Origin of the sequence: Pseudomonas sp. PsB, from assembly GCF_043658375.1 — a bacterium.
Classification (GTDB): domain Bacteria; phylum Pseudomonadota; class Gammaproteobacteria; order Pseudomonadales; family Pseudomonadaceae; genus Aquipseudomonas; species Aquipseudomonas putida_Z.
On sequence record NZ_JBIGLU010000001.1, the window covers coordinates 692,918 to 704,513 of the forward strand.

The window sequence follows — 11,596 nt, forward strand, 5'->3', positions numbered from 1 at the left end:
ATGCCAAGTAGTGCGCCATACCTGATCCTGCTGCAAGTCATTTTTGTCCTTTCCTGGAGTTCGGGCTTCATTGGCGCCCGGCTGGGCACGGAGGACGCTGGTGCAATAAACCTGCTGTTCTGGCGCTTTTTGCTGGTCTGCATCTGCCTGTTGCCCTTTGTCTTGCACCGACTGCGTGTACTGTCGTGGGCGCAGATACGTTACAACGCCGTGATCGGTTTTCTGGCCCAGTTTGCCTACCTGGTCAGCGTTTACATCGCCATCCGCGGCGGCCTGCCGGCGGGTATTGCTGCCATCATTTGCGCCTTGCAGCCATTGATCACGGCATCGATGAGCAGCAGGGACCACGGTGAACGCAGTGGCCGGCAGGAGTGGCTGGGGCTTGTGCTTGGGTTTGCGGGCGTCAGCGTAGTCATTCTGGGTGAGTACAGCCTGTCGACAGCCCGGCTTGAATTCTGGCTGTACGCTCTGCCGCTGATCGCTGCCATCACGCTGTCCATCGCCACGCTTTACCAGCGACGGCAATCGGTTCTGGAGACAGACCACAGCAAGGACGGTTTGCTGATGCCACTGTTTCTGCAATCGACCGCGACGCTGGTGTTGCTCACCGCTACAGGCTTGCCGTTGGGCTTGATCGAAGTGCCTGCCAGCACCCAGGCCTGGGTGGCTGTCGCCTGGCTGACACTGTTCTCAACGTTCATCGCCTATTTGAGCCTGTGGATATTGCTGACCAAGCTGACCGCGACCCGCGTGTCGGCGCTGGTTTATCTGGAACCGCCAGTGACATTGTTATGGGCTGCGTTGATGTTCGGCGACGCGATTCATTGGACAGCCTACCTGGGCATTGCGGTAGTCGCTGCAGGAATCGCTATTGCTCGCAACCCCCGCAGCTCGGCATCGCCCGCCAAGTGTACTCAGTGATTCTTCACAGGTGCTGTCTAGAACCACTCCTCTTGCATGGCGAGGCAGGTGTCGTCGCGCGCCCCGAGCAATGTCAGCTCATTATGGCAGCCCGGTACTTCCCAGGTCAGGAAATAACGCGCGGCCTGTAGCTTGCCGAGGTAGAAGTCGCGGTCGGCAGGGTTGCCCTTGAGCAGGCCAAGCTCGGCATGAATCGCCTGCTCCAGCCAGCGCCAGCCGATCACGCAGTGGCCGAAGGCCTTGAGGTACAGGGCGGAGTTGGCCAGGGTACCGGCGACCTTGCCTTCGGCCAGGTCGCCAAGCAAGGTCAGGGTCACACCTTGCAGGCGGTTGACCAGTTGCTCCAGCGGCTGGCGCAGTGGGTCGAGGTTCGGGTGGTGGCTGGCGCTTTCGCCGGTGGCGGCGATCAGGCGGATCAGCTGTTTGAGGCCGGCACCATTGTTCTGCGCCAGTTTGCGGCCGAGCAGGTCGAGCGACTGGATACCCTCGGTACCCTCGTGGATCGGGTTCAGGCGGTTGTCGCGGTAGTACTGCTCCACCGGGTATTCGCGGGTGTAGCCGTGGCCGCCGAGGATCTGGATCGCCAGTTCATTGGCCTTGAGGCAGAAGGCCGAGGGCCAGGACTTGACGATCGGGGTCAGCAGGTCGAGCAGCTCCTGCGCCTGCTTGCGGGCGCTGCCGTCGCTGGCAGTCTGGGTGTCGTCGAACAGGCGCGCGGCATACAGGCCCAGGTCGAAGGCGCCCTCCACGTAGGCCTTCTGTGCCAGCAGCATGCGTTTTACATCAGTGTGTTCGATGATCGGCACTGCCGGGCTGTGCGGGTCCTTGTTGTCCGGCAGCCTGCCCTGCGGGCGCTGGCGGGCGTAATCCAGCGAATACAGGTAGCCGGCGTAGCCGAGCATCACCGCGCCCATGCCGACACCGATGCGTGCCTCGTTCATCATCTGGAACATGCAGGCCAGGCCCTGGTGCGGCTGGCCGACCAGGTAGCCGACGCACCGGCCGTTGTCGCCGAAGTTCAGCGCGGTGGAGGTGGTACCGCGCCAGCCCATCTTGTGGAACAGCCCGGCCAGCAGCACATCGTTACGCGGGCCACGGCTGCCATCTTCGCTGACCAGATACTTGGGCACGATGAACAGCGAGATGCCCTTCACGCCGGGCGGAGCATCCGGCAGCTTGGCCAGCACCATGTGCACGATGTTTTCCGACAACTCGTGATCACCGCCGGAGATGAAAATCTTGTTGCCCTTGAGCCGGTAGCTTCCGTCACCGGCGGGTTCAGCGCGGGTGCGGATATCGGCCAGCGACGAGCCAGCGTGGGGTTCGGTCAGGGCCATGGTGCCGAAGTAGCGGCCTTCGATCATCGGCTGCAGATACAGGCGTTTCTGTTCATCGCTGCCGAAACTCTCGATCAGGTTGGCCGCGCCCATGGTCAGGAACGGGTAGGCCGTGGTGCCGGCGTTGGCGGCCTGGAAGTGGGCGAAGCAGGCCTGCGAGACCAGGCTCGGCAGCTGCATGCCGCCGACTTCGAAGTCGCGGTTGGCGTTGAGGAAGCCGGCTTCGAGAAAGGCGTCGACGGCGGGTTTCACTTCGGGGATCAGTTCGGCGCGGCCATCCACGTAGCGCGGCTCGTTTTCGTCGGCCTTGCGGTTGTGCGGGGTGAAGAACTTCTCGGCGATGGTACGGGCAGTTGATAGCGCCGCATCGAAGGTTTCGCGGCTGTGCTCGGCGAAGCGCGGGCGTTGGGTCAGGGCCTCGGCGTCGAGGACTTCGTAGAGTTCGAAGGCGAGGTTGCGGGGGCTGAGCAGGGTCTCGGGCATGATCGCGGTCCTGAGGCGGGATGCTGCGAGTGTAGGAGGGTGGTGGGGTGGGGGACAGGTTAATAGGTTTGGGTGATATGGGTTGAGAACACCGGGATGTCTGGTGGTTGGTCGCACAGCTCACGCGGGGGCAGTTGTTGTTTTGCCTGTTCGGGCCCTTTCGCGGGTAAACCCGCTCCCACAAGTACTGCGCAGCCGCAGCCATCAACGCTGCACCTGTAGGAGCGGGTTTACCCGCGAAAGGGCCGGAACAGGCGCAGGAAAATGTAGAGACGTTTCCTACAAGTCAGAGCGGAACTGGACTACTGCGGATCGAATGCCATTTGGCCTTGAATGCGTGCTTTGGTGTTCGCAATGAGGCTTTTCTGATGAGTGATGTCCACAAGAACGACTTGAATGATTTCGAGGGCAAGCAATTTCCCTTCTTCGTAGTCTCGCCCCTGAAGTTTGGCCTAATGACCTTCTTCACCCTTGGTTTTTACTGGCTGTATTGCTTTTATCAGAGCTGGAAGCTGCATGGAGTGAGGACAGGAGAAAAGGTCAGCCCATTCTGGCGAAGCGCTCTTGCAGTGTTCTTCATCTACCCGTTATTGAGAAGGGTGAATGATCATATTCGCGAGTCAGGCAGAACCTACCCTTGGTCCATTCTGGGGCTCACGCTGGGCTACTACGGTATGTGTGCTGCCTGGGTGGCTGCCAGTGTGATTCTGGATGATCAGTTGTGGGCGGCGTATTTTGCGGGTGTAGTCATTCAAGCAGCTTGGTTGGTCATTCTGGTGCCCATGCAGAAAGGCGCCAATTTCAGCGCGGGGGATGAGGCAGGGGTGGCCAACAGCCGTTTCACGCTGGCCAATTGGTTGTGGATGCTGCTGGCTGCCGTAATTACAGCAACGCAGCTGTTTGCTTTGGTCACACTTTCGTCCATGGTTTGAGCAGCGTCGCAGCAGAATTTTCCGGGGCCGCTTTGCGGCCCTTTCGCGGCGAAAGGCCGCCCCTACGAAGCTCGGTATTCCGGCGTGGTTCGAAGAGGGAGCATATTGAAGAACTCGAACTTGAGCTGGCATGCGATCGCTTTCCTGTTTTGGGGAGGCATGGACGCGTTCTACATCTGCTTTTATGTCTTCCGCAGTACGGAGCGAGGTGCCATACCTTTCTGGACGGATTTCAAGGATGCATTGAGCAACATGCAGGTCTGGGGAGGAGGGCTAGAGCTAATCGTCTGGCTAGGCCTGGTTCTGCAGCTTTCGTTGATAGCGACCTGCGCGTTGTTTCTTATGCGCTGCCGGTTGGCTGTCTACTTGGCGATGGTGCAGATCCCCTTTCGCATCTTTTTTATCGTTCCTTCGATATCCATACTCCTGTTGTTGCCGATGCTGGCTTCCAGTATCAGTAACTCGGTGTGGATTGGGCTGATGCTGACTTCGGAGGCAGGGAAAGGCTGGTGCCTATTGTGGCTCTGGCGAAAGCGCGGGTAACGGCGTGCACCGGGTTTTTTGGATTTCTCTACCCATGCACCGCTGCCACCCTCTTGCTTGACAGCAGGTGGTGATAGTTCCTGATTCACCCCTGAACGCAGATTCACTCGAAGATCCTAATCTAGGTCGCGAACTTCGCACTGAGGCTTAATGATGTGTCGCCTGAGCCGGCCCTTTCGCGGGCATGCCCGCTCCCACAGGTACGGTGCAAGTCATGAAGCTTGTGGTGATCCTGTGGGAGCGGGCGCGCCCGCGAATAGGCCCGGCCAGGCACTCGAGAATTATCAGGGGGCAATGAGGGTTTGGCTTCAGGTTGAATGAACACCTGTCAGCCCAACCCCAGCCCCCATAAAAAAAAGGAGAGCCGAAGCTCTCCTTTTTCGTTAACAACCCTCAGCGTTAGCCAATGGTCATCAGGCTGGCATTACCACCGGCAGCAGCAGTGTTCACACTCACTGCCCGCTCGATCACCAGGCGCTCCAGCGCAATCTGGTGGTCGCCGCTGGACAGCCCGTGCACACCCACGATCGCCCCGGCACGCTTGGCCACCTGCTGGCACACGCCGCGCAGCTGGTCCGAGTCGCCATGGTGGATCACGGCGTCGAATGCCACTTCATCCTTGTTCCAGTCCGCCACCAGCTTGACCTTGGCCTGCAGCTCTCGCGGCAGGCGGGCACGCAGGGCTTTGCCCGGCTCGCCGTCCGCCCATACCGCCGAGCTGCCAACGGCCAGCACTGCGGCGAACTGCGCCAGCAGGTCGGCTTCGTTGTCGGCCAGGCACAGCACGTGCTCACGTGGCAGGATGGTGTAGCTGTTGCGCTCGCCGGTCGGGCCTGGCAACAGGCGGGCGATGCCGCTCTGCGACTGGCTGGCGAACTGGCTGCACAGCGCGGCCAGGTCGGCCAGCTGGTTGCTCTCGGCCCAGGCCTTCAGGCCATGCAGTGGCTTGATCAGCTGTTCGTGCAGGGCGCGGTCAGGCTTGCCTTCGCCGTCCTGCTGCTGGAAGTGGCGGCCAATCGCGTCGGCCGGGCGGGTCGACAGCAGGCGGTACAGGTACAGCGGGCCGCCGGCTTTCGGGCCGGTGCCGGACAGGCCTTCACCACCGAACGGCTGCACGCCGACCACTGCACCGACGATGTTGCGGTTGACGTACATGTTGCCGGCGTTGGCAGTTTCCACGACCTTGGCGATGGTCTCGTCGATGCGGGTGTGCACGCCGAGGGTCAGGCCATAGCCGGAGTTGTTGATCTGCTCGATCAGCTGGTCCAGGTTGCGGCGGTTGTAGCGCACCACGTGCAGCACCGGGCCGAAGATTTCACGCTTGAGCTCGTCGAAGCTTTCCAGCTCGATCAGGGTCGGCATGACGAAGGTGCCGCGCTTGAGCTCGGCAGCATCGGCAATGGCCACCTGGTAGACCGAGCGACCTTTCTCGCGCATGCCCTGGATGTGCTTCTCGATGCCGGCCTTGGCTTCGGCGTCGATCACCGGGCCAATGTCTACGGCCAGGCGGTCCGGGCAGCCCAGGCGGCTTTCGGCCATGGCGCCCTTGAGCATTTCGATCACGCGGTCGGCGGAGTCTTCCTGCAGGCACAGCACGCGCAGTGCTGAGCAACGCTGGCCGGCGCTGTCGAAGGCCGAGGACACCACATCGATCACTACCTGCTCGGTCAGTGCCGAGGAGTCGACGATCATCGCGTTCTGGCCACCGGTTTCGGCGATCAGCGGGATCGGGCGGCCCTGGTTGTCCAGGCGGCCGGCGACGTTGCGCTGCAGCAGGCGGGCCACTTCGGTGGAACCGGTGAACATCACGCCCTTGACGCGCTCGTCACCCACCAGGCCGGCACCGACGGTTTCACCGCGGCCTGGCAGCAGTTGCAGCACGCCTTCAGGGATGCCGGCTTCCAGCAGCAGGCGCACGGCCTGGGCAGCGATCAGCGGGGTTTGCTCGGCCGGCTTGGCCAGCACCGGGTTGCCGGCTGCGAGCGCTGCGGCTACCTGGCCGGTGAAGATCGCCAGCGGGAAGTTCCATGGGCTGATGCACACCACCGGGCCCAGCGGGCGGTGGGCGTCGTTGCTGAAGTCGTTGCGTGCCTGCACCGCGTAGTAGCGCAGGAAGTCCACGGCTTCACGCACTTCGGCGATGGCGTTGGCGAAGGTCTTGCCCGCTTCGCGGATGAGCAGGCCCATCAGCGGCTGGATTTCGGCCTCCATCAGGTCGGCGGTGCGCTCCAGAATGGCAGCGCGCTCGGCCGGCGGAGTGGCCTGCCAGATCGGTGCTGCATTCAGTGCGCACTGGATGGCGTTGTCGACGTCGGCGACCGTGGCTTCCTGAACATGGCCGACCACGTCGCGGTGGTCCGCCGGGTTCAGCACCGGTGCGGCTGCGCTTTCGCTGGCGGCGCAGGCCAGCAGTGGCGTGGCTTTCCAGTCGTTGTGAGCGGTGGCCAGCATGGCGCAGGACAGCGATGCCAGGCGGTGTTCGTTGGCCATGTCGATGCCGGCCGAGTTGGCCCGCTCGCTGCCATACAGTTCACGCGGCAGCGGGATGCGTGGGTGCGGCAGGCCGATGCTGCCTTCCTGGGTGCCCATGCGCTCGATGCTGGCGACCGGGTCGGCGACCAGTTCCTGGATGGAGATCGAGTGGTCGGCGATGCGGTTGACGAACGAGGTGTTGGCGCCGTTTTCCAGCAGGCGACGCACCAGGTAGGCCAGCAGCGTTTCGTGGGTGCCGACCGGTGCATAGACGCGGCACGGACGGTTCAGCTTGCCTTCGGAAATCTTGCCGACCACCTGCTCGTACAGTGGCTCGCCCATGCCGTGCAGGCACTGGAACTCGTACTGGCCCGGGTAATAGTTCTGACCGGCTATGTGGTAGATGGCCGACAGGGTGTGGGCGTTGTGGGTGGCGAACTGCGGGTAGATGGCTTCTGGCACGGCCAGCAGCTTGCGGGCGCAGGCGACGTAGGACACGTCGGTGTACACCTTGCGGGTGTAGACCGGGTAGCCTTCCAGGCCTTCGACCTGGGCGCGCTTGATTTCGCTGTCCCAGTAGGCGCCTTTCACCAGGCGGATCATCAGGCGGTGGCGGCTGCGCTTGGCCAGGTCGATGACATAGTCGATCACATACGGGCAGCGCTTCTGGTAGGCCTGGATAACGAAGCCGATACCGTTCCAGCCGGCCAGCGAAGGCTCGAAGCACAGGCGCTCGAGCAGGTCGAGCGACAGCTCCAGGCGGTCGGCTTCTTCGGCGTCGATGTTCAGGCCGATGTCGTACTGCTTGGCCAGCAGGGTCAGCGACAGCAGGCGCGGGTACAGCTCTTCCATCACGCGCTCGTACTGGGCGCGGCTGTAGCGCGGGTGCAGCGCCGACAGCTTGATCGAGATGCCCGGGCCTTCATAGATGCCACGGCCATGAGAGGCCTTGCCGATCGAGTGGATGGCCTGCTCGTAGGACGCCAGGTACTTCTGTGCGTCGTGCTCGGTCAGTGCGGCTTCGCCGAGCATGTCGTAGGAATAGCGGAAGCCCTTGGACTCGAAGCGGCTGGCATTGGCCAGGGCTTCGGCGATGGTTTCGCCGGTGACGAACTGCTCGCCCATCAGGCGCATGGCCATGTCGACGCCCTTGCGGATCATCGGCTCGCCGCTCTTGCCGATGATGCGGGTGAGCGAGGAGGTGAGGCCGGATTCGTTGTGGGTAGATACCAGCTTGCCGGTCAGCAGCAGGCCCCAGGTGGCGGCGTTGACGAACAGCGACGGGCTGTTGCCCAGGTGCGGCTGCCAGTTGCCGGTGCTGATCTTGTCGCGGATCAGCGCGTCACGGGTGCCCTTGTCGGGGATGCGCAGCAGGGCTTCGGCCAGGCACATCAGTGCCACGCCTTCCTGGGACGACAGCGAGAATTCCTGCAACAGGCCCTGAACGATGCCGGCACGACCGCCAGCGCTCTTCTGGTTACGCAGTTTTTCGGCGATGCCGGCGGCCATCTTGTTGGTCGCTTCGGCCAGCGGAGCGCTCAGGCGCGCCTGCTCCAGCAGCATCGGTACCACTTCCTGCTCGGGGCGACGGTAGGCGGCGGTGATCGCCGAGCGCAGTACCGACTGCGGCAGGATGCTCTCGGCGAACTCGAGGAAGCACTGGTGGCTGTGGTCGGGCTGGACCTCACCGGCGTCGTCGGCCAGGTTGCTGGCATGGCCGTTGAGTTCGGTCAGGGTGGCACCACCCTCGAGCTTCTCCAGGTAGTTGAAGATCGCTTGCTTGATCAACCAGTGCGGGGTGCGGTCAATCGACTGCGCAGCTGCCTTGAGTCGCTCACGGGTCGGGTCATCGAGTTTGACCCCAAGGGTGGTCGTCGCCATTTCTTATCCTCGTTATTGCCACGGTTGTGGCCTAAGCTGGCGCCAAGAGTAGCTGTAGGACAAGTCGGGTGCAACCAGGTGCAACCCGAATTTTTCATGGAAAAGGTGCAACTCGTCTGACCGTGATTTCCATGCCCGGAAAAGGGTCGTTTTCGGTGCGTTTTATTCTGAAAAGCGAGGTTGTTGCTCCCAAAAGGAGCAAAAAATCAGATTTTTCCAAAAAAGCACGAGAAGGTGCAACTTGCAAATGAAAAATGGTTGCACCCCCTTTGCGTTGTTGCATAGGATTCGCCGCCTGGGTGCAACCGCCATGGCTGCGGTTGTGCATGACATAAAAACAAACGCCAGGGCACACGCATGGGCAATCCACTAACGATCACTTTCGTGGTCTATATCGCGGCAATGGTGCTGATCGGCTTCGCCGCCTATCGCTCCACCAATAACCTTTCCGACTACATCCTCGGCGGTCGCAGCCTGGGTAGCGTGGTCACCGCGCTTTCCGCCGGCGCTTCCGACATGAGTGGCTGGCTGCTGATGGGCCTGCCGGGCGCCATCTACTTCTCCGGCTTGTCCGAAGCCTGGATTGCCATCGGCCTGACCGTCGGCGCCTACCTGAACTGGTTGTTCGTCGCTGGTCGTCTGCGCGTGCAGACCGAGCACAACGGCGATGCGCTGACCCTGCCGGACTACTTCTCCAGCCGCTTCGAAGACAACAGCGGCCTGCTGCGGATCATCTCGGCCATCGTGATCCTGGTGTTCTTCACCATCTACTGCGCCTCCGGCATCGTTGCCGGTGCCCGTCTGTTCGAGAGCACCTTCGGCATGCCGTACGAAACCGCCCTGTGGGCCGGTGCTGCTGCGACCATCGCCTACACCTTCATCGGTGGTTTCCTGGCGGTGAGCTGGACCGATACCGTGCAGGCTTCGCTGATGATCTTTGCGCTGATCCTCACTCCGGTGATCGTGCTGATCTCCACTGGCGGCTTCGATACCACCTTCGCTGCCATCGATGCGGTCAACCCGGCCCACTTCGACATGTTCAAGGGCGCCACCTTCATCGGCATCATCTCGCTGATGGGCTGGGGGCTGGGCTACTTCGGCCAGCCGCACATCCTGGCGCGTTTCATGGCCGCCGACTCGGTGAAGTCGATCGCCAACGCCCGTCGTATCTCCATGACCTGGATGATCCTTTGCCTGGTCGGTACCTGTGCCGTGGGCTTCTTCGGCATCGCCTACTTCTCGGCGCATCCTGACCTGGCAGGCCCGGTCAGCGAGAACCACGAGCGGGTGTTCATCGAACTGGCCAAGATCCTGTTCAACCCGTGGATCGCCGGTGTGCTGCTGTCGGCCATCCTGGCTGCGGTGATGAGTACCCTGAGCTGCCAGCTGCTGGTTTGCTCCAGCGCCCTGACCGAAGACTTCTACAAAGCGTTCCTGCGCAAGAACGCTTCGCAGGTCGAGCTGGTGTGGGTCGGCCGCCTGATGGTGCTGGCCGTCGCCCTGATCGCCATCGCCATGGCCTCCAACCCGGAAAACCGCGTGCTGGGCCTGGTGGCTTACGCCTGGGCCGGCTTCGGTGCTGCCTTTGGTCCGGTGGTACTGATTTCGGTACTGTGGAAAGGCATGACCCGTAACGGCGCACTGGCCGGTATCGTGGTGGGTGCACTGACCGTGATCCTGTGGAAGAACTTCGACACCCTCGGGCTGTACGAAATCATCCCGGGCTTCCTGTTCGCCAGCATCGCCATCTTCGTGGTGAGCAAGCTGGGCAGCCCGTCGCAGGCAATGGTCAAGCGTTTCGAGACTGCTGATGCGGCGTATCACGCTGACAAGTAATACCCGTTGAGGCGGCGGCGCCTGCTTCGCGGGTGAACCCGCTCCCACAGGGATTGCACAGAACTCAAATTCTGTGAGGTGCCTGTGGGAGCGGGTTTACCCGCGAAGATGCCGTCGCCGATCAGCAGCCAGGCCTGACTCCGCCTGCAAGGCAAGGTAAACTTGCCACCCCCGCAGGAGTTGCCATGAACTATCGTCACGCCTTCCACGCCGGCAACCACGCCGACGTCCTCAAACATATCGTGCTGACCCGCCTCATCGCCCTGATGTCGCGCAAGGAGCAGCCGTTCGCCTATATCGATACCCATGCAGGGCTCGGTCTTTACGACCTGCAGGGCGACCAGGCAACCCGCACCGGCGAGTACCTGGAAGGTGTCGCACGCCTGTGGAATCGCGATGACCTGCCGGCCATGGCCGACGACTATCTGCGTATCATCAAGCGCCTGAATGCCGATGGCGAGCTGCGCTACTACCCCGGTTCGCCCGAGCTGGCCCGCCGCCTGATGCGCCAGCAGGACCGCGCCCTGCTCAACGAGAAGCATCCCGAGGACGGGCCGCTACTCAAAGAGAACATGAAGAAAGACCCACGCGTGGTCGTGCACCTGGGCGAAGGCTGGCATGTGCCGCGGGCCTTGCTGCCCGTGCAGGAAAAGCGCGCGATCATGCTGATCGACCCGCCGTTCGAGCAGGCTGACGAGCTCAAGCGCTGCACTACCGCCATGAAAGAGGCGATCAGTCGCATGCGCCAGACCGTCGCGGCCATCTGGTACCCGATCAAGGACCAGCGCTCGCTGACCCGCTTCTACCAGGACCTGACCAGCACCGGCGCACCGAAACTGCTGCGGGTCGAGCTGTATGTGCACCACCAGGACAGCCCGCAGGGGCTCAACGGCTCCGGTCTGGCCATCGCCAATCCGCCGTGGGGGTTGGAAGAAGAGCTCAAGGAGCTGCTGCCATGGCTGGCCAAAGAGCTGGCGCAAACCGCCGGCAGCTTCCGCATGGACTGGCTGATCGCTGAATAAGCTGCGCTGCGATCCCTTGTAGGAGCGGCCTTGTGTCGCGAAAGGGTCGCAAAGCGGCCCCGGCAATTTCTGCTGCGAAGCTGAAAGCCTGGGGCCGCTGCACGGCCCTTTCGCGACACAAGGCCGCTCCTACAACGACCGCGCAGTTCCTGATGTTTGCGTTATAATC

General features: G+C 62.3%; 8 protein-coding genes. 5 read left to right on the top strand and 3 right to left on the bottom strand.

Annotated elements, in window-relative coordinates; all coding sequences use genetic code 11:
- Entirely contained in the window at positions 1-921 is a 921-nt protein-coding gene (locus ACGLHT_RS03165; protein WP_025340868.1) for a DMT family transporter, read from the top strand.
- A gap of 17 nt (positions 922-938) precedes the next feature.
- Here ACGLHT_RS03165 and ACGLHT_RS03170 read toward each other — a convergent pair whose 3' ends face one another.
- Positions 939-2,741, bottom strand: coding sequence for an acyl-CoA dehydrogenase (locus ACGLHT_RS03170; protein ID WP_137162539.1), 1,803 nt, complete (start codon positions 2,739-2,741; stop codon positions 939-941).
- A 368-nt stretch (positions 2,742-3,109) separates the two neighbouring features.
- Between ACGLHT_RS03170 and ACGLHT_RS03175 the strand changes: the two genes are divergently transcribed.
- The gene (locus tag ACGLHT_RS03175; protein ID WP_137162538.1) at positions 3,110-3,673 is read left to right on the top strand and encodes a hypothetical protein; all 564 of its coding nucleotides are present in this window, start codon (positions 3,110-3,112) and stop codon (positions 3,671-3,673) included.
- A gap of 105 nt (positions 3,674-3,778) precedes the next feature.
- Positions 3,779-4,216, top strand: a complete 438-nt coding sequence (locus ACGLHT_RS03180; RefSeq protein ID WP_137162537.1) for a hypothetical protein — start codon at positions 3,779-3,781, stop codon at positions 4,214-4,216.
- Positions 4,217-4,615: 399 nt separating this feature from the next.
- On the opposite strand, the gene putA is transcribed toward ACGLHT_RS03180, so the two are convergent.
- Together putA and ACGLHT_RS03190 are read right to left on the bottom strand one after the other, a co-directional pair.
- A complete protein-coding gene (putA, locus tag ACGLHT_RS03185) occupies positions 4,616-8,569 on the bottom strand; it encodes a trifunctional transcriptional regulator/proline dehydrogenase/L-glutamate gamma-semialdehyde dehydrogenase (RefSeq protein WP_025340865.1) in 3,954 nt (1,317 codons plus the stop codon).
- A 94-nt stretch (positions 8,570-8,663) separates the two neighbouring features.
- Complete coding sequence (locus ACGLHT_RS03190) at positions 8,664-8,852, bottom strand: hypothetical protein (RefSeq protein WP_137162535.1); 189 nt, start codon at positions 8,850-8,852, stop codon at positions 8,664-8,666.
- Between the two features lie 74 nt (positions 8,853-8,926).
- Here ACGLHT_RS03190 and putP point away from each other — a divergent pair, with 74 nt between their 5' ends.
- Both putP and ACGLHT_RS03200 read left to right on the top strand, forming a co-directional pair.
- Positions 8,927-10,405 (top strand): sodium/proline symporter PutP, encoded by a 1,479-nt coding sequence (gene putP, locus ACGLHT_RS03195; RefSeq protein WP_274119851.1) that lies wholly within the window; start codon positions 8,927-8,929, stop codon positions 10,403-10,405.
- 185 nt (positions 10,406-10,590) lie between these two features.
- Positions 10,591-11,427 (top strand): 23S rRNA (adenine(2030)-N(6))-methyltransferase RlmJ, encoded by an 837-nt coding sequence (locus tag ACGLHT_RS03200; protein ID WP_025340863.1) that lies wholly within the window; start codon positions 10,591-10,593, stop codon positions 11,425-11,427.
- Positions 11,428-11,596 lie beyond the last annotated feature (169 nt).

Bases quoted from the DNA above. Each gene is read 5' to 3' on its own strand.
- ACGLHT_RS03165 (WP_025340868.1), top strand. From the start codon at position 1: ATGCCAAGTAGTGCGCCATACCTGATCCTGCTGCAAGTCATTTTTGTC.
- putP (WP_274119851.1), top strand. From the start codon at position 8,927: ATGGGCAATCCACTAACGATCACTTTCGTGGTCTATATCGCGGCAATG.
- putA (WP_025340865.1), bottom strand. From the start codon at position 8,569: ATGGCGACGACCACCCTTGGGGTCAAACTCGATGACCCGACCCGTGAG.
- ACGLHT_RS03175 (WP_137162538.1), top strand. From the start codon at position 3,110: ATGAGTGATGTCCACAAGAACGACTTGAATGATTTCGAGGGCAAGCAA.
- ACGLHT_RS03190 (WP_137162535.1), bottom strand. From the start codon at position 8,852: ATGCAACAACGCAAAGGGGGTGCAACCATTTTTCATTTGCAAGTTGCA.
- ACGLHT_RS03200 (WP_025340863.1), top strand. From the start codon at position 10,591: ATGAACTATCGTCACGCCTTCCACGCCGGCAACCACGCCGACGTCCTC.
- ACGLHT_RS03170 (WP_137162539.1), bottom strand. From the start codon at position 2,741: ATGCCCGAGACCCTGCTCAGCCCCCGCAACCTCGCCTTCGAACTCTAC.